General features: G+C 64.4%; 19 protein-coding genes. 9 read left to right on the top strand and 10 right to left on the bottom strand.

Annotated features, from left to right (window positions below):
- Window positions 1-264 precede the first annotated feature (264 nt).
- The 4 genes from M2375_RS07930 (at window position 265) to M2375_RS07915 (ending at window position 5331) form a co-directional block, all read left to right on the top strand.
- The gene (locus tag M2375_RS07930) at window positions 265-870 is read left to right on the top strand and encodes a MarR family winged helix-turn-helix transcriptional regulator (protein WP_259165039.1); all 606 of its coding nucleotides are present in this window, start codon (window positions 265-267) and stop codon (window positions 868-870) included.
- Window positions 867-2393: an efflux transporter outer membrane subunit gene (locus tag M2375_RS07925; RefSeq protein WP_259165037.1), complete on the top strand. Its 1527-nt coding sequence runs from the start codon at window positions 867-869 to the stop codon at window positions 2391-2393. Before M2375_RS07930 ends, M2375_RS07925 begins: the two co-directional genes overlap by 4 nt.
- Window positions 2394-2471: 78 nt before the next feature.
- The gene (locus tag M2375_RS07920; RefSeq protein ID WP_259165036.1) at window positions 2472-3710 is read left to right on the top strand and encodes an efflux RND transporter periplasmic adaptor subunit; all 1239 of its coding nucleotides are present in this window, start codon (window positions 2472-2474) and stop codon (window positions 3708-3710) included.
- 52 nt (window positions 3711-3762) lie between these two features.
- A complete protein-coding gene (locus M2375_RS07915; protein ID WP_259165035.1) occupies window positions 3763-5331 on the top strand; it encodes a DHA2 family efflux MFS transporter permease subunit in 1569 nt (522 codons plus the stop codon).
- A 73-nt stretch (window positions 5332-5404) separates the two neighbouring features.
- Here the strand turns inward: M2375_RS07915 and mutL are convergent, their stop codons facing one another.
- Window positions 5405-7501, bottom strand: coding sequence for a DNA mismatch repair endonuclease MutL (mutL, locus tag M2375_RS07910; RefSeq protein WP_259165033.1), 2097 nt, complete (start codon window positions 7499-7501; stop codon window positions 5405-5407).
- 193 nt (window positions 7502-7694) lie between these two features.
- Between mutL and M2375_RS07905 the strand changes: the two genes are divergently transcribed.
- A complete protein-coding gene (locus M2375_RS07905) occupies window positions 7695-8339 on the top strand; it encodes a VTT domain-containing protein (protein WP_259165343.1) in 645 nt (214 codons plus the stop codon).
- Window positions 8340-8411: 72 nt separating this feature from the next.
- Here the strand turns inward: M2375_RS07905 and M2375_RS07900 are convergent, their stop codons facing one another.
- Together M2375_RS07900 and tsaE are read right to left on the bottom strand one after the other, a co-directional pair.
- Window positions 8412-9956, bottom strand: coding sequence for an N-acetylmuramoyl-L-alanine amidase (locus tag M2375_RS07900; protein ID WP_259165032.1), 1545 nt, complete (start codon window positions 9954-9956; stop codon window positions 8412-8414).
- A gap of 53 nt (window positions 9957-10009) precedes the next feature.
- A complete protein-coding gene (tsaE, locus tag M2375_RS07895; RefSeq protein WP_259165031.1) occupies window positions 10010-10501 on the bottom strand; it encodes a tRNA (adenosine(37)-N6)-threonylcarbamoyltransferase complex ATPase subunit type 1 TsaE in 492 nt (163 codons plus the stop codon).
- Between the two features lie 84 nt (window positions 10502-10585).
- On the opposite strand from tsaE, the gene queG reads away from it, so the two are divergent.
- Window positions 10586-11635 carry a tRNA epoxyqueuosine(34) reductase QueG gene (queG, locus tag M2375_RS07890; protein ID WP_259165340.1) on the top strand — a complete coding sequence of 350 codons (1050 nt, stop codon included), beginning with the start codon at window positions 10586-10588 and terminating at the stop codon, window positions 11633-11635.
- A gap of 60 nt (window positions 11636-11695) precedes the next feature.
- Here queG and M2375_RS07885 read toward each other — a convergent pair whose 3' ends face one another.
- Both M2375_RS07885 and M2375_RS07880 read right to left on the bottom strand, forming a co-directional pair.
- Window positions 11696-12370 (bottom strand): GDSL-type esterase/lipase family protein, encoded by a 675-nt coding sequence (locus tag M2375_RS07885; protein ID WP_259165030.1) that lies wholly within the window; start codon window positions 12368-12370, stop codon window positions 11696-11698.
- A gap of 32 nt (window positions 12371-12402) precedes the next feature.
- Window positions 12403-13332, bottom strand: a complete 930-nt coding sequence (locus M2375_RS07880; RefSeq protein WP_259165029.1) for an AEC family transporter — start codon at window positions 13330-13332, stop codon at window positions 12403-12405.
- Window positions 13333-13565: 233 nt separating this feature from the next.
- Here M2375_RS07880 and M2375_RS07875 point away from each other — a divergent pair, with 233 nt between their 5' ends.
- The 3 genes from M2375_RS07875 (at window position 13566) to xerD (ending at window position 16761) form a co-directional block, all read left to right on the top strand.
- Window positions 13566-14531, top strand: a complete 966-nt coding sequence (locus tag M2375_RS07875) for a tripartite tricarboxylate transporter substrate binding protein BugE (RefSeq protein WP_182328201.1) — start codon at window positions 13566-13568, stop codon at window positions 14529-14531.
- 217 nt (window positions 14532-14748) lie between these two features.
- The gene (locus M2375_RS07870; RefSeq protein WP_259165027.1) at window positions 14749-15729 is read left to right on the top strand and encodes a tripartite tricarboxylate transporter substrate binding protein BugE; all 981 of its coding nucleotides are present in this window, start codon (window positions 14749-14751) and stop codon (window positions 15727-15729) included.
- 69 nt (window positions 15730-15798) lie between these two features.
- Window positions 15799-16761 (top strand): site-specific tyrosine recombinase XerD, encoded by a 963-nt coding sequence (xerD, locus tag M2375_RS07865; RefSeq protein WP_259165026.1) that lies wholly within the window; start codon window positions 15799-15801, stop codon window positions 16759-16761.
- A 4-nt stretch (window positions 16762-16765) separates the two neighbouring features.
- On the opposite strand, the gene M2375_RS07860 is transcribed toward xerD, so the two are convergent.
- From M2375_RS07860 to mfd, 5 genes are all read right to left on the bottom strand, one after another.
- A complete protein-coding gene (locus M2375_RS07860) occupies window positions 16766-17827 on the bottom strand; it encodes a hypothetical protein (protein WP_259165025.1) in 1062 nt (353 codons plus the stop codon).
- 98 nt (window positions 17828-17925) lie between these two features.
- Entirely contained in the window at window positions 17926-18708 is a 783-nt protein-coding gene (locus M2375_RS07855; RefSeq protein WP_259165024.1) for an SOS response-associated peptidase, read from the bottom strand.
- A 127-nt stretch (window positions 18709-18835) separates the two neighbouring features.
- Window positions 18836-19987, bottom strand: coding sequence for an acetylornithine deacetylase (gene argE / locus M2375_RS07850; protein ID WP_259165023.1), 1152 nt, complete (start codon window positions 19985-19987; stop codon window positions 18836-18838).
- Between the two features lie 185 nt (window positions 19988-20172).
- Window positions 20173-20886: a phosphoserine phosphatase SerB gene (gene serB, locus M2375_RS07845; protein ID WP_259165022.1), complete on the bottom strand. Its 714-nt coding sequence runs from the start codon at window positions 20884-20886 to the stop codon at window positions 20173-20175.
- A 54-nt stretch (window positions 20887-20940) separates the two neighbouring features.
- Complete coding sequence (gene mfd, locus M2375_RS07840; RefSeq protein WP_259165021.1) at window positions 20941-24417, bottom strand: transcription-repair coupling factor; 3477 nt, start codon at window positions 24415-24417, stop codon at window positions 20941-20943.
- Between the last annotated feature and the right edge of the window lie 85 nt (window positions 24418-24502).

Below are 24502 nucleotides of genomic sequence, written 5' to 3'. Positions count from 1 at the left end.
TGCATAAAACACGCATGGTATGACCCCGTAGATGCCCGGGTATCGCACTGCTTTGGTGCTTTTGACCCACCCCATCCGCAGACAAGGGCCTTGCGTGCCCTGAAATGGGGCCGATTGCCGGGTGCTGCGCCGGTGTGAGCCAGGGGCTCCCGCAGTGCTGAAATCTGAGAGCGCATTGTGGTCTTTGCCTTCCATACAATTGCCTAGGCAATGAATGATTGGATAATCATTGCCTTGTAAACTATTTCAGAGAGGGCCCGTGGCATGACCGATTCGCACCAGGAACAACCCGCGTCTGTTAGCGAGGACCAAGAGGCGCGGGCAGGCGGATGTCCCGAGATCGAAGCCATCCGGCCGGTGGATTTCCCCTGCTGGTTGATGCGCATCATCTCTACCGTGGTGCGGGCCGAGGTGGACCGCCGCATGGAGCCGCTGGGCCTGACGCAGGCGCAGTGGATTCCAGTCTTGCACCTGGCCAGCGGCAAGGCCCATACGGCCGCGGATTTGGCGCGCCGCACCTTGCAGACCCCGGGCGCGATGACGCGGCTCATCGACCGCCTGGTCGACAAGGGAATCATCGAGCGCGAGCGCTCCACCGATGACCGCCGCGTGGTCAGCCTGTGTTTGACCGACGAGGGCCTGGCTGCTGCAAGGCAGGTGCCCGATATCGTCAAAGGGGTCAACAGCGCCGCGCTCAGCCCCTTGTCGCCCGACGAATTGACCCAGTTCCACGGTTACCTGCGCCGTATCTATGAGGCCATGCCCAACACCTTGGCGGTGGACATGTGCCTGCCCGATGGCGGCGCCTGCGCCCCCACCGACAACACCGACAACACAGCACAGCCGCCCGGCAAGGAGAGGGCACTATGACCAGCAGTTTTTCATTTGGCGGCGCCGAGCGCAGGCTGGCCCTGTCAGCCATTGCGCTGGCAGCCAGCACGTTTATCGCCGGCTGCGCGGATATGCGCGGCATCGACACCCATGCCCAGCTGCGCTCGCCGGAGTCCCTGGGTTTGCTGACCGAACCTACCGAGGCAGACCAGGCCGCTACCGTGGCCCCGGTTGATGCCCAGTGGTGGAAGGCGTTGGGCGATGCGCAGCTCAATGCGCTGATCGACACGGCCTTGGCCGACAGCCCCAATTTGCAATCGGCGCAGGCGCGCATCCGCAAGGCCTGGGCGCTGGCGCAGGTCAGCGAATCGGCCCTGGGCCCGCAAGTCAACGGCCAGGCCAGCGCCACGCGCAACCATGCGCCGGCCAATGGCATGGTTCCGCCGCCGCTGGCGGGCAACAACTACAGCAGCGCAGAGGCGCGTATCAACGGCAGCTGGTCGCTGGACTTGTTTGGCAAGCACCGCGCCGCGCTGGATGCCGCCGTGGGCTCGGCCCGCGCCGCCCAGGCCGACATGGATGCCGCCCGCGTGCTGCTGACCAGCTCCATGGTGCAGGCCTATGTGCAGCTCTCGCGCCTGCAGGCGCAAGAGGTGGTGGCCGAGCGCGCGATTGAGCAGCGCGCCCACACCTTGCAGCTGGTGCGCGACCGCTATGACGCCGGCTTGGACACCACCTTGGAAGTGCGCCAAAGCGAAAGCGGCGTGCCCCAGGCCAAGGTGCAGTTGCTGCAGGTGCGCGAGCAAAAGCAGCAGGCCCAAAACGCGCTGGCCGCACTGATGGGCCAGCCTGCACGCGCCCGGGAACTGGTGGCATCGCCCATTGCCCAGCTGAGCCTGCCACGTTTTCCGTCGCAGCTCTCGTCCAACCTGCTGGGGCGCCGCGCCGATATTGTGGCCGCGCGCTGGCGCGTCGAGGCGGCCGAGCAAGGCATTCGCCAGGCCAAGGCCGAGTTCTATCCCGATATCGATCTGACGGCCTTCCTCGGCCTGTCGAGCATTGGCTTCAACAACTTTGCCAAGGGCAGTGCGCGCGAATGGGGCGTGGGCCCGGCGCTCAGCCTGCCGATCTTTGATTCGGGCCGGCTGCGTGCCAACCTGAGCGGCACATCGGCCGACTACGAACTGGCCGTGCAGGCCTACAACCAGGCGGTGATCACTGCGGTGCACGATGTGGCCGACCAGGTGGCCAGCGTGCGCGCTGCCCATGCGCAGTTGCCCGAGCAGCGCCGCGCCGCTGATGCCGCGCAAAGCGCGCTGGATATTGCCAACCAGCGCTATTCCGCCGGTCTGGGCACCTACCTGAATGTGCTGTCGGCCGAGACCAATGTGCTGGCCCAGCGCCAACAGATGGTGGATATCGAGGCCCGCATCTTGTCGAGCAATGCCGCCTTGGCCCAGGCGCTTGGCGGTGGCTACCAAGACCAAAGCCCTAGCAACCTGCAACCGGACAACAACGCCCAAACCAAGACCAACGCCCCGATGGACAGCGCCAAGAGCTGACCTGCCCACCTCGCGTGCAACACATAAGCAAGACCGGAGAGGCCCAGCCTCTCGTCACATAACTCGCTACGCAACACCATGTCGAACAACAACACTTCCTCCTCTCCCTCCACTGCGGCCACCGCCCCAGAGGCACCCGCTGCCCAACCGCGCAAAAAATGGCTGCTGCGCCTGACGGGCATCGTTATCGTGCTGGGTGCCGCCTATGGCATCTATGACTGGATGGTCAACAGCCACTTCGAAGAAACCGACAACGCCTACGTGCAGGGCAACCTGGTGCAGATTGCGCCGCAAACGGCCGGCACGGTGCAGTCCATCCTGGCCGATGACACCGACTATGTGAAGGAAGGCCAGCCGCTGGTGCGCCTGGACCCGGCCGATGCCAAGGTGGCCTTTGAGCAGGCCAAGGCCAACCTGGCCCAGGCGGTGCGCCAGGTGCGCACCCTGTATGTGAACAATGGCTCTTACACCGCGCAGATTGCCCAGCGCCAGGCCGAGGTCAGCAAGGCCAAGAACGACCTGCTGCGCGCGCAAAGCGATCTCAAGCGCCGCCAGGCTTTGACCGGCAACGGGGCCGTATCCAAGGAAGAACTGAGCCATGCACAAAGCCAGGTGGACGCCGCCCAGGCAGCGGTCAATGCCTCGCTGGCTGCCGTCAACACGGCGCGCGAGCAGCTGGCCAGCAACCAGTCGCTGACCGAGGGCATCAGCGTGGCTGACCACCCCAATGTGCTGACCGCTGCGGCCAAGCTGCGTGAGGCCTACCTGGCCATGCAGCGCAATGAGCTGGTCTCGCCCGTGTCTGGCGTGGTGGGCAAGCGCTCGGTGCAGGTGGGCCAGCGTGTGGCGCCAGGCACGCCGCTGATGACCGTGGTGCCGATGAACCAGCTGTGGGTGGAGGCCAACTTCAAGGAAAACCAGCTGCGCAATCTGCGCCTGGGCCAGCCCGTCAAGATGACGGCCGACCTCTACGGCAAGAAGGTCGCGTACAGCGGCACCGTCGAAGGCCTGGGCGTGGGCACGGGCTCGGCCTTCTCGCTGCTGCCCGCGCAAAACGCCACGGGCAACTGGATCAAGGTGGTGCAGCGTGTGCCGGTGCGCATTGCGCTGGATGCCAAGCAGGTGCAGGAGCACCCACTGCGCGTGGGCCTGTCGATGCTGGTGGATGTCGATATCCAGCAGCAGGACGGCAAGCTGCTGGCCGATGTGCCGCGCAAGGAGCCTCTGGTGCAGACCAATGTCTATGAGGTGCAGGACGAAGGCGCCGATGCGGTGATTGCGCAAGTCATCGCCAACAACGCCGGCAAGAAGCTGTAAGCGCCCTTTGTTTTGACCAGGGGCTGCCCACCGGGCGGCCCAAGGATGCGTGATGGCAACTTCCAATCCCTCGTTACCCCACCCGCCGCTCGAAGGATCGGCGCGCCTCATCGGCACCCTGGCGCTGTCCGCTGCGGTGTTCATGAATGTACTGGACACGTCGATCGCGAACGTGTCGCTGCCGGCCATTGCCGGTGATCTGGGCGTCAGCGCCAACCAGGGCACCTGGGTGATCACCAGCTTTGCGGTGGCCAATGCGATCTCGGTGCCGCTGACCGGCTGGCTGTCGATGCGCTTTGGCCAGGTGCGGCTGTTCATGCTCAGCGTCACCTTGTTCGTGATCTCGTCCTGGCTGTGCGGCCTGGCCCCCAACATGACGACCTTGATTGCGTTTCGCATCTTGCAGGGCTTTGTTGCCGGGCCGATGATTCCGCTGTCGCAGTCGCTGCTGCTGGCCAGCTACCCGCGCGCGATGGCGGGCACGGCCATGGCCTTCTGGTCGATGACGACCTTGATCGCGCCGGTGATGGGCCCCTTGCTGGGCGGCTGGATCACCGACAACATGTCCTGGCCCTGGATTTTCTACATCAATGTGCCTGTCGGCATGCTGGCCGTGGGCGCCACCTGGGCGATCTTCCGGCACCGGGATTCGGCCCGCAAGGCCTTGCCGATCGATGCGATTGGCCTGGGGCTGCTGGTGGTCTGGGTCTCGGCAATGCAGATCATGCTCGACATCGGCAAGGAGCACGACTGGTTCCAGTCGCCCATGGTGGTCGCCTGTGCGGTGATTGCGGTCGTCGGCTTGCTCTACTTCCTGATCTGGGAGCTGGGCGACAAGCACCCGGTGGTGGACCTGCGCCTCTTCAAGAACCGCAATTTCTGGGCCGGCACCCTGGCCATTTCGGTGGGCTATGGCCTGTTCTTTGGCAATGTGGTGCTGCTGCCTTTGTGGCTGCAGCAGTTCATGGGCTACACCGCAACGGATGCGGGCATGGTGTTGGCGCCGGTGGGTTTGCTGGCGCTGGTGCTCTCGCCGGTGGTGGGCAAGACCATCCACAAGGTCGATCCCAGGCGCTATGCGACGGCCTCGTTCATCGTCTTCGGTCTGGTGATGTGGATGCGCTCGCGCTTCAACACCCAGGTGGACCTGATGACCATCATGATCCCGACCATCGTGCAGGGCGTGGCCATGGCGGGCTTTTTCATCCCGCTGATGACTATCACCTTGAGCGATATCCCGCCCGAGAAAATGCCCAGTGCCTCAGGCCTGTCCAACTTTGTGCGGATCACCGCCGGTGCGGTGGGCACCTCGGTCGCCACCACTTTGTGGGAGCGCCGCGCGGTCTTGCACCATGCGCAGTTGGTCGAGCACATCAGCCTGGGCGATGGCCCGACCGCCCAGGCGGTGCAAGGCCTGCAGGCCAGCGGATTGACTTTGCAGCAGGCCTTGGCCCGGGTCGACCAGATGGTCAATCAGCAGGCTTTTATGCTGGCGGCCAATGATATTTTCTGGGCCTCGTCCATGCTGTTCCTGCTGCTGATCCCGCTGGTCTGGCTAGCCAAGGGCCCCAAACAAGGCCAGGGCGGTGGTGGATCGGAGGCAGCATCGGCTGCGCATTGATCTTGCTTTGCATGAACGGAAAAAGGAAGCCTCGGCTTCCTTTTTTTCGTTTGCTCGTTTGCTGGGGCGCGGTTCAGCGGCCCCGCAAAAACAGCGCGTCCAGCTCCTTCATGCTCAGCTGGCGCCAGGTGGGCCGGCCATGGTTGCACTGGTCAGAGCGCTCGGTGTGCTCCATATCGCGCAGCAGGGCATTCATCTCGTCAATGGTGAGCTGCCGGTTGGCACGCACGGCACCGTGGCAGGCCATGGTCCCCAGGATCTCGTTGCGGGCGCGCTGCACTACCGTGCTGGCATCGTGCTGGGCCAGTTCGGCCAGCACGCTGCGCGCCAGCTCTACCGGGTTGCCCTGGGCCAAGGTGGTAGGCGTGGCGCGCACGGCCAGGGTCTTGGGCGAGAAGGGCACCACCTCCAGGCCCAGCTGGGCCAGGGTCTCGCTGTGGTCCTCGGCGGTGGCTACTTCCTCGGGTGTGGCGGAGAAGGTAGCGGGTATCAGCAGCGGCTGGCTGGCAATGGCGCTGCTGGCATCGCCGTCGTCCAACTGGCTTTTGAGGCGTTCGTAAACGATGCGCTCATGGGCGGCATGCATATCGACAATGACCAGGCCCTGGGCGTTCTCGGCCAGGATGTAGACGCCATGGATTTGCGCCACGGCGCGGCCCAGCGGCCAGGGGTTCTCGGCGGACTCGGGTGGCAACGTGGGCACCAGCGGGGCACCGGCACCGCCTGCTATTGCGCTGGCGCTGGGCTGTGGGTTCCAGCCTGGGCTGACTTCCTGCACTTGCCAGGGCGCGGGCGTGCCAGCTGCTTGGCCTGGCTGCACGGCAGCGGGTGCAGCAGTGCTAGCGCCCTGGCCCCAGAGTGCGGCTGTTTGTTGCAGCGCTTGCAGGCCATTGATGCGGGGCGGGGCATCGAAACGCATGGCGGACTGGGCCTGTGGCGCGGGCGCATAGGCCTGGTTGGGTGCGGCAGTGGGCTGGCCTCCCGACGTTGGGGTTTGCGCCGCTGATGCAGCGTCCAACAACTGCTGCGCGCGGGGAGCAGCTAGCGCATTCTCAACACCATGCAGCACGGCTTGGTGCACCTCGCGGCTATCGCGAAAGCGCACCTCGATCTTGGTCGGGTGCACATTCACATCGACCCGCATCGGATCGAGGCGGATGTAGAGCGCATAGACGGGCTGGCGGTGGCCGTGCAGCACATCTTCATAAGCGGCGCGGGCCGCATGGGTGAGTACCTTGTCGCGCACAAAACGGCCGTTGACATAGCAGAACTGCTGGTCGGCACGGGAGCGCGCCGCATCGGGCAGGCCGGCGCGGCCGCGCACCTGCACATGGCCGGCCTGGTAGTTCACCACAATCGATTGTTCGAGAAAATCGGGGCCCAGCACATCGGCCAGGCGCTTGTCCATGGCGCGCTGCTCCAGCTGCTGCCAGGCGGCATCGTCGGGCTGTGCTTCATCGCTGCGCGGAGGCAAGGTGGCGCGCCATTGTTCGACGAGTTTGCCCTCATGCCAAATCGCAAAGCCCACGCCCGGGCGGGTCAGCGCATGGCGGCGCACGGCTTCCACGCAGTGGGCCAGCTCGGTGGCATCGGTCTTGAGGAACTTGCGGCGCGCAGGCGTGCTGAAGAACAGCTCCTTGACCTCCATCGTCGTGCCGGGATTGCGTGCGGCCGGGCGCAGCTCGCCACTGCGGGCGTCCAGCAGGTAGGCGCTGTCTTGGTGGGCAGGGCGCGAGAGCACGCTCATCTCCGAGACCGAGGCAATGGCAGCCAGCGCCTCACCCCGAAAACCCATGGTCGCCACCGATTCCAGGTCATGCAGGTTGCGGATTTTGCTGGTGGCGTGGCGGCGCAGTGCGATGGGCAGCTCTTCGCGCGGAATGCCACAGCCATCGTCTTCCACGGTGATCAGCCGCACGCCACCGGCCAGCAGGCGCACGGTGATGCTGGTGGCACCGGCGTCGAGCGCGTTGTCGACCAGCTCGCGCACGACCGAGGCGGGGCGCTCGACCACCTCACCGGCGGCAATCTGGCTGACCAGCTCATCGGGCAGATCCTGGATGGGGCGGCGCGCGGGCGCAGCGCTGCCGGTGCTGGCAGGCACAGCGGCTGGGGCGTCGGCGGAGGGGGTGGCCTGGTCAAGCGTGGCGGGTGCGGTATCTGCGGTCATGGAGGGATTTTAGGCAAAGCCGCCTGGCATTCGCGGTAAAGTGTGCAATCGCCACTTCAGCCCCCATGGCTGCTGGCGGGCAGGCTGCCCGCTGTGGGCACAAGATGGTTTGCCGCAGAGCCTCAGGGCTGCTGCGGTTTTTGTATAGAGAGGTTGTGTTTTGGAATTCTTCAGCTGGTTCATCGATGCAGGCATGCATTTGATCGACTTCATCTTGCATGTCGACAAGTACCTGGAAGCCTTTGTGACGACCTATGGCATGTGGGTCTACGCGCTGCTGTTTTTGATCGTGTTTGTGGAGACCGGCGTCGTGGTGATGCCCTTCTTGCCCGGCGATTCGCTGCTGTTCATCGTGGGCGCCATGTGCGGCGCCGGGCTGATGAGCTTCCCGCTGGCCACTGGCTTGCTGTTTGTGGCGGCCTTCCTGGGCGACCAGTGCAATTACCAGATCGGCCACCATTTGGGGCCCAAGGTGTTCAAGTGGGAGAACTCGCGCTGGTTCAACCGCAAGGCTTTTGACAAGGCCCATGCTTTCTATGAGCGCTATGGCGGTATCACCATCATCCTGGCGCGCTTTATGCCCTTTGTGCGCACCTTTGCGCCCTTTGTGGCGGGTGTGGCCAATATGAACCGTGCCAAGTTCGTGGCCTTCAACCTGATTGGCGCGGCCATCTGGGTGTTTGGCATCTGCGCGGCCGGCTACTTCTTTGGCAACCTGCCCTGGGTCAAGGCCAATCTGGAGAAGATCATTTGGGGCCTGATCCTGGTGCCCGGACTCTTGGCCATCTTTGGCGCCTGGCGTGCCGGCAAGAACGAGAAGGCCGCTGGCACGGCCTGACCAGCGATTGCACGATGACGAAGGGACCGCCGAAGCGGTCCCTTTTTTGTGCCTGGAAAGCCGCGTAACGGCTTAGACCGAGCGGTTGCGCGCCAGTGGCGGGTTCTTGGCGAAGTACGCCTGGATACCGCGCATGATGGCGTCCGCCAGCTGGGTCTGGTAGGCGGTACTGCGCAGCTTGGCTTCTTCCTCGGGGTTGCTGATAAAGGCGGTCTCAATCAGCACGCTGGGGATGTCCGGCGCTTTGAGCACGGCAAAACCGGCTTGCTCCACTCGGGGCTTGTGCAGGCGGGCAAACTGGCCCAGCTGCCCCAGCACATGGGTGCCGAGTTTGAGGCTGTCATTGATCTGGGCGGTGGTGCTCATATCCAGCAGTGCGCGCTGCACATGGGCATCCGTGCTGCCGACGCCGGCGACATTCAAGCCGCCGACCATGTCGGCCTGGTTTTCCTTGTTCGCCAGCCAGCGTGCGGCTGAGCTGGTGGCACCGCGCTCGCTCAGCGCAAACACGCTGGCGCCGTTGGCCGATGGCTTGGTGAAGGCATCGGCATGGATGCTGATGAACAGGTCGGCCTGCACACGGCGGGCCTTCTCGACCCGGGTGTTGAGCGGCACAAAGAAGTCGGCATCGCGTGTCATGAACGCGCGCATGGGGTTGCCGCCCACGCTGCTGTTGTTGATGCGCTCGCGCAGCATATGGCCGATCTTGAGCACGATGTCTTTCTCGCGGGTGCCGTTCGGGCCGGTGGCGCCGGGGTCTTCGCCGCCGTGGCCCGGGTCGAGCGCCACGATGATGAGCCGGTCGGTGCGCGATGCCGGACGGCCGCGTGCGGGCGGTGGGCTCGGGGGAGGCGGCGTGGGGGGCGGTGGAGGAGGGGCAACAGCCACCACGGTGGGTGGCGGTGCGACTGGCGCGGGCGCAGGTACGCCGGGGCGGTTGCCGCTCTTGGCGATCAGCTCGGCCAGCGGATCAGCGGCCTGGGCGGTGGCGGCCGCCGAGGGCGCTGCTGCCGTGACCACGGTGCCCAGTGCAGCCGGTGCGGGCGGGTCTCCGGCCATGGCAGCGGCCACCGATGGCGCTACGCTGGGGCTGGGGCCGGGGGCCGGTTTGGGTGCTGCAGCCACGGCGCTGTGGCTGCTTTCCATCATGCGCTCGGTGATCAGGCTCTCCAGCGGGTCGCTGGGTTTTGCGGGGTAGAGGTCCAGCACCAGACGGTGCTGGTAAGGCGCAACGGGCTTCAAGGTAAAGACCTGGGGCTTGGCCTCTTGCTTGAGGTCGATCACCAGCCGCACGACGTTGGGCGAGTTCTGGCCCACGCGGATGCCGGCGATATTGGGGTCGTCCGAGCGCACCTTGGCGACCAGCTCGCGCAGCGCCGGATTGAGTTCAATGCCTTCAATGTCCAGGGCCAGGCGCGGGGGCTCGGGCACAAAGCGCTGCTCGGTCTTGAGGGGGGTGTCGGACTCGATCGTGACCCGGGTGTAGTCCTTGGAGGGCCACAGCCGCACGGCCACAATGCTGGCGCCAAAAGCCAGATGGCTGCTGCCCAGCAGCAACACCAGGCTGCCACCGCGCAGCACATCGCGGCGCGACAGGCCGTGGTGGCTGGCAGCCATGGCTTCAGTGGAAGAGGAAAGAGCGGATGCTGGAAGATATTTCGGGGTGTCGCTCACGCTGAAAACCCTTGGACGATGGAGGCCCCTGCCGGGGTGTAGGCCTGCAGATGCACCTGGCGTTCTGATTCGTTGATTGCTTCAATACTGATAGCTACATCGGCAATGGGTGTTACCGCTGCAGCCTTCTGCGGCCATTCTGCCACTTTCAGGCCGGGGCTGGCAAAAATATCCCGGAACCCGGCGTCCTCCCACTCGCGTGGGTCGTCGAAACGGTAGAAGTCAAAGTGCCAGATGGGAAAGTCGCGGCCCTCATGGGGCTCGACCACCGCATAGGTGGGACTCTTGATGCGGCCTTGCACGCCCAGCGCACGCAGCAGGTGGCGCACCAAGGTGGTTTTGCCGGCGCCTAGATCACCATGCAAAGTTAGGTAAATATTCGCCAGCGCAGCTTGTGCCGCCAGGCGCGCGGCGAATGCTTCCGTATCGCGCTCGTCTTTCCAGACGCAGTGGAGCGCGGGGTAGGAGGGGCTGGCAGTAGCGTTCAAAATGTCGTTCCCGGGCCGCACGGGCCCTCAGGTTTTTTACAATGGCAGCACATGGACGCCGCTGATCCCACTTTTATCCAACAGATCAACGACTGGGCGCTGGAGCTGGGATTTTCCCAAATCGGCGTGGCAGGCGTGGATTTGTCGACGGCGGAAACTGGATTGATGCAGTGGCTGGAAAAAGGTTTCCATGGCGAGATGCAGTACATGCAGGCCCATGGCCTCAAGCGTGCCCGGCCGGCCGAGCTGGTGCCCGGCACGCTCAGCGTGATTACAGCACGCATGGATTATCTGCCGCAAAACACCCCTGCCGATTGGCAGCGGCTGGAGTGGGAGCGCCACGCCCGGCCTGGCGAAGGCGTGGTCAGCGTGTATGCCCGGGGGCGTGACTACCACAAGGTGCTGCGCAACCGCCTGCAAAAGTTGGCCGAGCGCATCGATGCAGCGCTTGGCGAACACAACCTGGCGCACCGCGCGTTCACCGATTCGGCACCGGTACTGGAAGCGGAATTGGCCAGCCGCAGTGGCCAGGGCTGGCGGGGCAAGCACACCTTGGTGCTGAGCCGCGATGCCGGCTCGATGTTTTTTCTCGGCGAGATCTTTGTCAACATCGCCTTGCCTGCGACCGCGCCGGTGACCGCGCATTGCGGCCAGTGCACGGCTTGCATCGATGCCTGTCCCACGGCGGCCATCGTGGCGCCGCAATCGGTGGATGCGCGCCGCTGCATCTCGTACCTGACGATCGAGCTCGATGGCCCCATCCCCGAGGAGTTCCGCGCGCCCATGGGCAACCGCATCTACGGCTGCGATGACTGCCAGCTCACCTGCCCCTGGAACAAGTTTGCCCAGCGCGCCGCGCTGCCAGATTTTGATGCCCGGGGCGCGCTGATGGACCAGCAACTGCCCCATCTGTTTGCCTGGGATGAGGCCACATTTTTGCGCATCACCGAAGGCAGCCCCATACGCCGTATCGGCCATGCACGCTGGCTGCGCAATATTGCTGTGGCCCTGGGCAATGCCTGGCGCCAGACGGGCGATGCGCGCTACGCCCAGGCGCTGCAAAGCCGCGCCAGCCACGACAGCGCCGTGGTGCGCGAGCATGTGGAATGGGGGCTGGGCCAGCGCCGTGCGTAGTTTTGCGCAATGGTGCACGTGCGCACAGGGGCATGCGCGCACGGACGCTGACGCCGATCTTTAAGCGCTGAGAAAGCCCGAGGCTTTCAGCTGTGCCACCAGCAATTCGGTAAAGCGTGCGTAGCCTGCGGCATTGGCGTGTACCTGATCGGCGCGCATGGTGTCATTCCCCAGCACCTCGCTCCATGCCCCGGCGAGCAAGGGCACCTGCTCGTCTTTGGCCAGGGCCGCGTAGATGGGGTGGTCCTGCACGCGGCCGGTCAGTGCTGCTGCCATGCTGAACTCGGGCACGGCGACCAGCAAGACGGGAATGCCCTGTGTCTTGCAGCGCTGCAGCATGCCGGCGATCTCAGCCTGGGCCGCTTGCGCGCTTTGGCGGCGCAGCCAGTCGTTGCCACCGGCGCAAACAATCACCAGGGATGGGTGGTGTGCCTCCAACAGCTGCGGCAGGCGCTGCGCAATCTGGCGGCTGGTCTCGCCCGAGATACCGGCATTGATGACGTTCCAGCCAGTGTGCTCGGCCAGCAGCTGGGGGTAGGACTGCGCGGCGCTGGCACCGACACCTTGGGTGAGCGAATCGCCCAAGGCCAGGACGGTGGTGCCTGAGGGCAGGGCATTGGCGAGCGTGGCCTTTTTGCCGCAGGCGGCAAGCCCGGCTCCGGCCAGGCCCAAGAGGGGGAGGAGGGCCAGGCGCTGAATGCTATGGCGGCGGGATGGGTTGAAGTTTTTCTCCATAGCGCCAAAGCCTAACCGATAAATGTGAAGGTCTAAACCGGCCACCAGCCCAGCAGGCTGAGCGCAAACGGCAGGCTGGCCACCCCGCAGATGGTGGACAAGGTCACCAGCCCGGCCACATAGGCGCCGTTGTAACCCATGCGGGCAGCCAGCACATAGCAGGTGGAGGCGGTGGGCAGGGCGGAGAAGATCAGCAGGATGGAGGCCTGCTGGGCAGACAGTGCCAGCCAGTGCGCCATGCACAGCGCAATCAGCGGCGTGACAAAGTGGCGAATCGCCAGCACTGAGCCGCTGAGCAGTTTGCCGCGCGCCAGCAGCCCCAGCTGCATGCCAGCGCCCGCCGACATCAGGCCCAGCACGATGGAGGCTTGGCCGATGCGGGCGACAGTGGGCTCGACGATGGCGGGCAGACGCAGGCCCAGCAGGTTGCAGACCAGCGCGGTGAGGGTGGCCACAATCAGCGGGTTGCGCAGCAGCTCGCGCATAAAGCCGCTTTGCGAGCCCTTGGCCATTGGGTAGACCGCGGCGATGTTGAACATGGGCACGCAGACCCCAATCAGCACCGATATCAGCTGCAGGCCTTGGGGGCCAGCCAGCCGGTCGGCCAGCGCCAGGCCGATGAAGGAGTTGAAGCGAAATGCGATCTGGGCGCTGGCGGCAGCGTCGCGGCTGTCCACCCGTTTACCCAGCCAGGGCCAGCGCGGCAAGGTGTAGGTCAGCGCAATGGCGACCAGGCCTGTGGCCACACCGGCCAGCATCAGGTTGGAGGTGCCTTGCCAATCAATGGGGCTCCTGATGATCGAATAGAACAGCAGGGTGGGGAAGAGAAAGTAGTACACCAGGCTCTCCACCGGCTGCCAGATGGCGCGGTTCAGTGCCGTGTAGCGGCAGACCAGATAGCCAATCAGGATGAGCGAGAAGTCGGGGAAAAGCAGTTGGGCGTAGTTCACCGGCGCAAGCATAGCGGAAGGGCATAGCGCGCGGCCGGTTCGCTGTCGCCGCGGTAAGCCGTTCTGGGGGTGCAAGCTCTGCCAAAGCAGTTGCCGATTGCGCTAGCGCTGGCACTGGTACGGGAAAACACGGGCCATCCGCAACGCGGTTTGGGGCAGAACCGGCAGCCAACCCCGCTAGCATGGGCGCTACATGAAGGCGGGCCCCAGCCCGCACCCCTGATTCCGAGGAGACCTCCACCATGATGAACCGCCGACTGTGCCTGGCCATGGCACTGGCGCTGGGCAGCAGCGCTGCCCTGGCCGCTGACCCCTATCCCAACAAGCCCATCCGCCTGATCGTGCCCTTTGCCGCAGGTGGTACCACCGATATCGTGGCCCGGGTGATCTCGGAGCCGCTGTCCAAGGCGCTGGGCCAGCCGGTGGTGGTGGACAACAAAAGCGGTGGCGGCGGCACGGTGGGTGCGGCCGAAGCGGCACGTGCCCAGCCCGATGGCTACACCTTGAGTATTGCGACGGTGTCGACCACGGCCACCAACCCGGCCGTCAACCCCAAGATGCCCTACAACGTGCAGCGCGATTTCACGCCCATCATCAATGTGGCGGCCACGCCCAATGTGATTGCCGTGCACCCGAGCTTTCCTGCGACCAATTACCAGGAGTTCATTGCCGAGCTCAAGAAGAACCCCGGCAAGTATTCGTATGCCACGCCTGGCACCGGCAGCATTGCCCACTTGCTGATGGAGATGCTCAAGTCTGAAACGGGCGTGAACGTGGTGCACATTCCCTACCGGGGCGGCGGCCCGGCTTTGAACGACACCGTGGCCGGCCAGGTCAACATGATTTTTGACAACCTGCCCTCGGCCTACCCCTTTATCCGCGACAAGCGCCTGCGCGCCATCGTGGTGGCGGCCCCTAAGCGGGTGGCCGGCCTGGAGTCCATTCCCACCTTCACCGAAGTGGGTGTTCCTGTCGTCAACCGCAGTGCCTATTACGGCATCGTCGGCCCCAAAAACCTGCCCAAGGAGATTGTGGACAAGGTCAATGCCGCCACCAAAAAGGCGCTGGAAGACCCGAATGTGCAAAAGCGCATCGCAGAGACGGGCTCTGACATTCTGGGCACCACGCCCGAGGTCTTTGCCCAGCAGATGAAGGACGAATACGCGGCCTATAAGGCGGTGGTCGACAAGCAGGGTATCCAGCTGGACTGATTGCAAGGCTTAAGCTGTCTTGCCTCAAAGCGCGTGCGCTTTTCTAGGGAAATCCTAGGGAAATCACGCGCTTTTTGTGCGGTTGCAGCACGGTTGCGGACGAATTAATCCGGTATAAACGCGCTGTGCTGAAAAAGCATTACGTGGCCGTGCGCCATGCGGGTCACCCGCCTGCAAGCCGATGGCGGCTGCACCATTTCAAATGAGGAGATTCATCATGCAACGTCGCTCTATCGTGGGCCTGACCTTGATCGCTGCTGCCGCAGCTACCTTGAGCACTGGCGCTCTGGCCGATACAAAATACCCTAACAAGCCCATTCGCCTGATCGTTCCTTTTGCAGCTGGCGGCACCACCGATATCATTGCGCGCGTGATCGCCGACCCCCTGGGCAAGGAGCTGGGCCAGCCTGTGGTGGTGGACAACAAGGGCGGTGCCGGCGGCACCATCGGTGCGGTGGAAACGGTGCGCGCTGCGGCCGATGGCTACACCCTGGGCATTGCCACCGTCTCCACGGTGGCGACCAACCCCGCGATCAACCCCAAGATTTCCTACGATCCGATCAAGGACTTCACGCCCATCATCAATGTGGCGGCCACGCCCAACATCATTGCGGTGAACCCGAAGTTCCCGGCCAAGAACTACAAGGAGTTCGAGGCCGAGCTCAAGAAGAACCCCAACAAGTACGCCTACTCGTCTTCGGGCACCGGCGGCATCCAGCACATGCTGATGGAGCTGTACAAGAGCCTCACCGGCATCGAGATGACGCACATCGCCTACCGCGGTGCGGGCCCTGCGCTCAACGACACGGTGGCCGGCCAGGTCAATATGATCCTGGACAACCTGCCCTCGACCCTGCCTTTTGTGAAGGACAACCGCCTGGTGCCTATCGTGGTGGCCGCGCCTGAGCGCCTGGCCGTGTTGCCCAATGTGCCTACCTTCAAGGAAGTGGGCCTGGAGCCTGTGAACCGCATGGCTTTCTACGGCATCCTCGCGCCCAAGGGCGTCCCCAAGGAAGTCGTGGACCGCATCAACGCTGCCACCAAGAAGGTGCTGGCTGACCCCGCGGTGAAAAAGCGCATTGAAGACACCGGCTCGCTGGTGGTGGGCAATACGCCCGAGCAGTTCGCCGAGCAGATCAAGGCCGAGTTCGATGTCTACAAGGACGTGGTGAAGAAGCAGAACCTGAAGCTCGACTGATCCTGGCTGACCCCGCCACCGCAGCCGCCCGCGCAAGCCGGCGGCTTTTTTCATGCCATGATGCCGGGCATGGCAAGCGCTCCCCGATCTGTACATCCCCCTGTAGCCTCTTCAGCCCTTCCGGCCGGCAAGGCCCGCGTCGATGCGGCGCACCCGGTGATTGACCGCTTTATCGATGCGGTGTGGCTGGAAGACGGCCTGGCGCGCAACACCTTGGCGGCCTACCGGCGCGATCTGGCACTTTTCGGCCAGTGGCTGAGCCAAGACCACCCCGGCCAGGCGCTGGAGCGCAGCGATGAAGCCCAGCTACAAGCGTTTTTTGCCACGCGCATGGGCGACAAGGCCAGCACGGCCAACCGGCGGCTGACGGTGCTGCGGCGCTTTTTCCACTGGGCGCTGCGCGAGTCGCTGATCAGCGCCGATCCCACCTTGCGCCTCTTGGCAGCGCGCCAACCGCTGCGCGTGCCCAAAACGATGACATCGGCCATGGTCGATGCCCTGCTCGAAGCGCCGGACCCCAGCAATCCCTTGGGCCTGCGCGACCGCGCGATGCTGGAGCTGATGTATGCCAGCGGCCTGCGCGTCTCGGAGCTGGTGGAGCTGCAAAGCGTGCAGCTCAGCCTGGCCGATGGGATTGTGCGGGTGGTTGGCAAGGGCCGCAAGGAGCGGCTGGTGCCCTTTGGCCAGGTGGCCCAGCAGTGGCTGGAGCAGTACCTGGCAGAGAGCCGGCCCGCCATCTTGGCCGGGCGGCAAAGCGCAGACCTGTTTGTCACCCAGCGCGGCAGCGGCATGACCCGGGTGGCCTTTTGGATGATCGTCAAAAAATATGCGCAGCGCGCCGGCATCACTGTGCCGCTGTCACCCCATACCTTGCGCCATGCCTTTGCCACGCATTTGCTCAACCATGGTGCCGATTTGCGGGTGGTGCAGCTGCTGCTGGGCCATGCGGATATCTCCACCACCACCATCTACACCCATGTGGCCCGCGAGCGCCTGAAAGTGCTGCACAGCCAGCACCATCCGCGTGGTTGATGGATCAGCGATCTAAGGCGTGGCGGCTGGCGGAACTGCCCACGCTGAGGTCTGACATCGATAGGGCAGGTGTTGGCTCCCAATCTGGCGATGATTCCCGATCGAGCAGCGCACATACCAAGGCGCCCAAGGCAATATCAAGGCAATCACTTGCCGCCTGGGCTCCACCATCCTGTTGGTGGGCTTGCAATACAAATGGGCGAAAGGCATTCCAATCTGCCGCCAAATGGCCCACCAGCAACCGAGCCAGATCGTAGGACAGCTCGTTCGATAGACCGGTTTGCAAGAACGATTGGCCATTCCAAAATGATTGGATGCGTTCAGCATTCCAGAAGGATTGGTGGCGAGCGTGCATTTTGGATAGATCGGGACGTGTGCCTGCCGTTGGGCTCAGCCGCTGCTCGGTATTGACGGCCAAGCCTTCGTCCAGCCAGGTGGGGAGCGGCAAGTGGTGGACGTAGGCGTGGGTGAGTTCGTGCACGATGATGGGCTCCAGTGCTTGGAGGTTGTCGGCCATGGTCACAAAATGCCCGCATCCCGCCTGGATGTACATACCGCTGCTTTCCGCATACTCACCCTCGTCCGGGTAATAGTGCGCGACATAGCGGTAGTAGCTCTCCTTGTCCTGGAACACGATGACCAGGTCATGGCCCCAAGGCGGTATCTCGGCCACACCCTCCAGTACCTGCAAGATGCGCTGGACGCTTTTGTGGATGTAGTCCAGCATGGCCTTGGCGACCACCGAATCCAGATTGGATAGCAAGAGCGCCGTGCCCTGTTCGCGCACCCGAAAGTCTGGCCCCAGCGCGAGGCACAGATGGTCGAACCAAGCGCGCTCTGCCAAGCGCCAGGCCTGGGCCTGCTCCTCAGGGTCTGGCAGATGCGAAACCCATTCGGACACCGCTGGCCAGTCGAACACGGGTAGGCCGTGGGCGTCCCGCATCACCGAGGCCAAGACGAGTGGCTCGCCCTGAGAAACGGCAATCTGGGTCGCAGCGGCAGCCGGCTGGAGTGCAGTGTCCGGAGAAGAAGTGGGGACGAGAAAAGAAGTCAGCCAACGAAGCATGGAGGGCAGGGTGTCATGGAACTCTGCCAACTATAGGTCGTGCGGCTTGGGTACGGCTATTGGCGGCCTGCAACGTTGTGAATACGCCGCTTCATGCCTCAGATCCCCAGCGGATTCTTGCGGCCCTTTTCCACCGGGTTGGCCAGCAGCTTTTGCGCGGGGTAGGCGCGCAGGAACTCCTTGGCCTTGTAGGCCGTTGAGCGCAGCCAGGCGTCATAGGCGCCTTCGTTCAAGATGGCGGGCATGGTCTTGTCGTTGCCGGGCTGCTGGTAGCGGTTCATCAGCGCATGGGCATTGGCGTTGACGGTGATGATGGCGTAGCTCAGCAGCTCGGTGCCGTCGTCGTCGGTCCAGCGGGCCCAGATACCGGCCACGCCCATGGGCAGGCCATCGACCCGGGCGATGCGGGTGGGCATGGCCTTGCCGGTGCGGTAGTCGTCGGTGACAAAGGCCATCATCGGCACAATGCAGCGCTGGTTGTTCAGCCAGGCATCGCGAAAGGCGGTGCTGGTCGATGCATTGTCGGATTTCGCATTCACCAGCTTGGTGGCGCGCAGCTGGCCATCCGATGCAGACTTGACCCAGTGCGGCACCAGGCCCCATTGCCCGGGCACCAAGAGGCGCGGGGTGGCCACCGGGGCAGCGGCGGGCGCGGGCTCGGCTTCGGCGGCATCCGCGGTAGCTTGCGCGGCAGCCTGCTCGGCCAGTGCGGCCTTGCGCGCGGCGTTCTCGGCATCGGTGGCGCCGCTCAGGCTGTAGGTGATGAAAAAGCCGGGCCGGCGTGGGATCATCTTGCGCTCGCCCATCTCTGCAGGCGGTTCCACCTGAAAGGCGCTGGTGTACAGCGCGGGGGCTTTGATGGCTTCGTATTGGGTGCTCATGGGCGCAATGGTACGTGAAGGCTGCAGCAGCATTCGCTGGCGCCGGTTTCTGGCAGAAGATAAAAAGCCCACCCTGGGGCAGGGTGGGCTCGGTGGCAAGCCTTGCGGCCGCAGTGCGTATTTTAAATCAGAGCGACTGGCCCAGCTTGCGCAAAAAGCGCTCGCAGGCATCGAGCTGGCTGATCTCGACAAACTCGTTGGGCTTGTGGGCCTGCTCGATATTGCCCGGGCCGCAGACCACGGTGGGGATGCCCAGGTTCTGGAACAGGCCCGCTTCGGTGCCGTAGGCCACTTTGCGCGTGGCCTGGTCGGCGGTCAGTGCGCGCACCAGGGCGGTGATGGCCGCTTGTTCGCTGGCTTCCAGCGCGGGGGCGGCGGGGCCGGTTTCGATGTCGATGCGGGCATCGGCAAACTCGCGGCGCATGCGGGGCAGCAGCTCGCCCGTGACATAGCTCTGCACCTTGGCCTGGATGCTCTCAGCCGTCATGCCGGGCAGGTTGCGGAACTCGTAGTTGAACTCGCACAGCTCGGGGATGGTGTTGACCGCGATGCCGCCCGAGATCTGGTTGGTGGTCATCGTCGAGAACGGAACGTCATAGAACTCGTCGTACGGGCCATTGGCCTTGAACTGGTCGGCCACATCGCGGATATGGCAGATCAGGCGTGCGGCGTATTCAATGGCGTTGCAGCCCTTGGGCGTGAGCGACGAATGCGCCGCCTTGCCATGCACCTTGCAGCGGTACAGGTTGATGCCCTTGTGGGCCACCACGACCTGCATGCTGGTGGGCTCGCCCACCACGCAGCCATCGGCCTGCTGGCCACGCGCCTTCAAGGCACGCAGCATCACCGGGGCGCCTGCGCAGCCCACTTCCTCGTCATACGACAAGGCCAGGTGGATCGGCTTGTTGCGCGGCATGGCGATGAACTCGGGCACCAGCGCAATCGATGCGGCGATAAAGCCCTTCATGTCGGCGCTGCCACGGCCGTAGAGCCGGCCTTCTTTTTCCGTCAGCTTGAAGGGGTCGCTGTCCCAGTGCTGGCCATCGACCGGCACCACATCGGTGTGGCCCGACAGCACGATGCCTCCCTGGGTGCTGCCGTCATTGGCTGGCAGGGTGGCAAACAGGTTGGCCTTGTCGCCCTCGGGGGAGTGGATCAGCTCGACCTTCAGGCCCTGCTGGGCCAGTGCGTCGCGCACGGTTTCGATGAGGGCGAGGTTGGAGTTGCGGCTGGTGGTGTCGAATGCGACCAGCTTTTCCAGCCAGGAGCGGGTGTTCATAGCGCTTCACTTGGTGTTACATGCAAGAGAGCGAGTGTAGGGCGCTTGGGCCTGGGCGGCAGGGGGCGCTGCCTAAGCTGGTGTTGGCTGTTGGGGTTTTTGAAGTGTTGGCCCCGTGGGTGGGACAGAACAGAAAACGGGAGCATGCAGCTCCCGTTGTGACCAAGCCTGAGCGTAAGGGGCCGTTAGACCAGCACTTCCAGCAGGCGATCGAGTCCGCCGGTGTTGATCGCTACCTGGGCCTCGGCGCGCACACGCGGCTTGGCGTGGTAGGCGACCGACAGGCCGACGGCCCGCATCATTGGCAAATCATTGCTGCCGTCGCCCACGGCAATCACCTGCGCGGGCTCGATGCCCATCAGCGATGCCAGGCCCAGCACGGTGCTGCGCTTTTCTTCGCCATCGCAGATGTCGCCCCAGCTTTGGTCGATCAGGCCGCCGGTCAGTTGGCCGTCCTTTACCTCAAAGCGGTTGGCGCGCACAAAGTCAATGCCCAGCAGGCTTTTGACATGGTCGGCAAAGTAGGTGAAGCCGCCCGAGACCAGCAGCACCTTGAGGCCGGCGGCACGCGCTGCATCCACCAGGGTCTTGGCGCCGGGGGTCAGAGTCAAACGCTCTTGCAGCACGCGCTCGATCGCCGCCATGGGCACGCCCTGGAGCAAGGCCATGCGCTGGCGCAGGCTGTCCTTGTAGTCGGTGATCTCGCCGCGCATCGCTGCCTCGGTGATGGCGGCGACCTCGGCCTTCTTGCCGGTGATGTCGGCGATCTCGTCGATGCACTCGATGGTGATCAGGGTCGAGTCCATGTCAAACGCGATCAGCTTGTAGTTGGACAGCTTTTGCGGCGCGGCCAGGTTCTGGATCGTCAGGCCGGGGGCGAATTCGGTGGAGGCACTCATGGGAGCTTTAGAGAGGTGAGGGGTGGTCAATGATAAACGGGCCGCTGGGTCGGGTCATGCCGTGGCGGCCTCGGCCACCACCGGCTTGCCCAAGCTGCGCACCACATCGCGCACCATCTGCACGCGGTCCTTGACCTCGGGCAGTGCGCGCTCGATGCGCAGCTTGTCGTTGCCGGCCAGCTTGATGGCCTTGTTCTTCTGGATCAGGCCGATGATGGTCATCGGCTCGATCGGCGGGTTGGGGTGGAAGCTGATGTTGATCACGCCGGGCGCGGCATCAACCTTTTGCACGCCAAAGGGCTCGCAGAGCACGCGCAGGCGGTGCACATCGACCAAGGTCTGTGCCTGGGGCGGCAGCTTGCCAAAGCGGTCCACGATCTCTTCGAGCAGGTGGTCGATCTGCTCGCTGTTCTTGGCCGTGGCCAGCTTTTTGTAAAACGACAGGCGCAGGTGTACATCGCCGCAGTAGTCGTTGGGCAACAGCGCCGGGGCATGCAGGTTGATGTCGGTGGCGGCAGACAAGGGGCTGAGCAGGTCGGGCTCCTTGCCTTCCTTCAAGCTGCGCACGGCTTCGGACAGCATCTCGTTGTAGAGCTGGTAGCCGATCTCCATCATGTTGCCGCTCTGGTTGTCGCCCAGCACTTCGCCCGCGCCCCGGATCTCCAGGTCATGCATGGCCAGGTAAAAGCCGCTGCCCAGCTCTTCCATCTGCTGAATGGCTTCCAGGCGCTGCGCGGCTTGCTTGGTCAGGCCATCCAGGTCCGGCACCATCAAATAGGCATAGGCCTGGTGGTAGCTGCGGCCCACACGGCCGCGCAGCTGGTGCAGCTGCGCCAGGCCAAACTTGTCGGCGCGGCTGATGATGATGGTGTTGGCGCTGGGCACGTCGATACCGGTCTCGATGATGGTCGAGCACAGCAAGATGTTGTAGCGCTGGGCCACAAAGTCGCGCATCACGCGCTCCAGTTCACGCTCGGGCATCTGGCCGTGGGCCACGGCGATGCGGGCCTCGGGCAGGATTTCTTCGAGCTTTTGGCGGCGGTTCTCGATGGTCTCGACCTCGTTGTGCAGAAAGTAGCACTGGCCGCCACGCTTCAACTCACGCAGCACGGCTTCTCGGATCACGCCCGTGCCTTCGCTGCGCACAAAGGTCTTGATCGCCAGGCGGCGTTGCGGCGCAGTGGCGATCACCGACAGGTCACGCAGGCCGTCAAGTGCCATGCCCATGGTGCGCGGGATGGGGGTGGCCGTCAAAGTCAGTACATCGACCTCGGCACGCATCGCCTTCATGGCCTCTTTGTGGCGCACGCCAAAGCGGTGCTCCTCATCGATGATCAGCAGGCCCAGGTTTTTGAACTTGGTCTTCTCGGACAGCAGTTTGTGGGTGCCCACCACAATGTCCACTGTGCCGTCATCGAGGCCCTTGATGGTGGTGTTCACTTCCTTGCCGGATCGGAAGCGCGAGACCAGCGCCACCTTGATGGGCCACTTGGAGAAGCGGTCCACCAGGGTCTGGTAGTGCTGCTCGGCCAGCAAGGTGGTGGGCGCGAGCAGGGCGACCTGCTTGCCTCCGGTGACGGCGACAAAGGCGGCGCGCAAGGCCACCTCGGTCTTGCCAAAGCCCACATCGCCGCAGACCAGGCGGTCCATCGGCTGGGGCGAGATCATGTCCTGGATCACGGCGTGGATGGCGGCACGCTGGTCGGCGGTTTCCTCAAAGCCAAAATCGTTGGCGAACTGCTCGTAATCCTGCGGGCTGTAGCGGAAGGCATGGCCCTCGCGAGCGGCACGGCGGGCATAGATGTTGAGCAGCTCGGCGGCGGTGTCGCGCACCTGTTCGGCGGCTTTGCGGCGTGCCTTTTCCCACTGGCCGCTGCCCAGCTTGTGCAAAGGGGCTTCTTCGGCCGAGACGCCGGTGTAGCGGCTGATTTGCGCGAGCTGGCTCACGGGCACATAGAGCACGGCCTTGTCGGCATATTCCAGGTGCAGGAACTCCTGCATCGAGGGGCTGCCATCGGGGTTCTTCTGCCCCACATCCATGTTGATCAGGCCGTGGTAGCGGCCAATGCCGTGCTGGGCGTGGACGACCGGGTCGCCCACCTTCAGCTCGGACAGGTCCTTGATCAGCGCCTCGACATCGCTGGCCTGCTCCTGGCGGCGCTTGCGGCGGGCGCCGCCGGTGGCGGCAAACAGCTCGGTCTCGGTGACAAAGTCAATGCCTTGCTCGGCCCAGCGGAAGCCCTTGGCCAGCGCGGCCGTGGCAATGCCGACCGGCTCATCGCTGGTCTGCTGGAACTCGGCGAGCGAATCAAAGGCCGGTGGGTTCAGGCCGCTGGCGCGGAAGAAATCGAGCAGGCTCTCGCGCCGGCCATCGCTTTCGGCCAGCAGCAGGGTGCGCGCCTGGCGCTGGGCGATGTGTTGCTGCAGCTTGGCCAGTGGGTCCTCGGCACCGCGTACCACGGCCAGGTCGTCCAGCTTTTGGAAGATGGCGCTGTGCTCCACGTCTTCCAACTGGGGGCGCAGCGACAGCTGGGCCAACTGCTTGGCGGTGGTGTAGAACTGGTCGGTGCTGAGGAACAGGCTGTCGGGCGGCAGCACCGGGCGTTCTGGATCGCCCTGCACCAGGCGATAACGGTCGCGGGTGTCTTGCCAAAAGCGCTGAAACGCCGGCTCGATATCGCCATGCAGCACGACGGTGGCCTGTGCGCCCAGGTAGTCAAAAACGGTGGCGGTCTCGTCAAAGAACAGCGGCAGGTAGTACTCGATACCGGCAGTGGCCACGCCATTGCCCATGTCCTTGTAGATGCGGCTCTTGGTCGGGTCGCCTTCGAGCATCTCGCGCCACTTGTTGCGAAAGCGGGTGCGGGCCTCGTCGTCCATCGGGAACTCGCGCCCGGGCAGCAGGCGCACATCCTTGACCGGGTAGAGGCTGCGCTGGGTGTCGGGGTCAAAGGTGCGGATCGAGTCGATCTCGTCGTCGAACAGGTCGACCCGGTAGGGCACGAGCGAGCCCATGGGGTAGAGATCAATCAGGCCGCCGCGCACCGAGTATTCGCCATGGCTGACGACCTGGGAGACATGGTTATAGCCCGCCAGGGTGAGCTGGGCCTTGAGGCGTGCCTCATCGAGCTTTTGCCCGGCCTGGAACGCAAAGGTGTAGCCCGCCAAAAACGAGGGCGGCGCCAGGCGGTACAGCGCGGTGGTGGCGGGGATCAGCACCACATCGGCCTCGCCCTGGCTGATGCGCCACAGCGCAGCCAGGCGCTCGCTGATCAGGTCCTGGTGGGGGGAGAAGGTGTCATACGGCAGGGTTTCCCAGTCCGGGAACAGGGCTACGCGCAGCTCTGGGGCGAAAAACGCCAGCTCGTCCTGCAGGCGATGGGCATCGCCCGCGTCGGCGGTGATGATGGCGGTGACGCGCTGCGCTGCGGCCTCGCGCGTCGCCAAGGTGGCGAGCAGCAAGGCATCGGCGCTGCCCGGGGGCATGGGCAGCTGAAAACGTTTTCCGGCGGTGAGTTTGGGGAGTTCCATACGTGGTCCGAACCAGTCCATACACGGACTACAGCCCGGGGCGGCATACCGCGCCAGGGCCTAAGCAGCCCAGGCCGCCCCACAA

This window comes from Comamonas sp. BIGb0152 (assembly GCF_024809975.1).
GTDB lineage: Bacteria > Pseudomonadota > Gammaproteobacteria > Burkholderiales > Burkholderiaceae_C > Comamonas.
The sequence above is the reverse complement of the archived record's forward strand: the minus strand, read 5'-3'. Positions and strand labels throughout refer to the sequence as shown.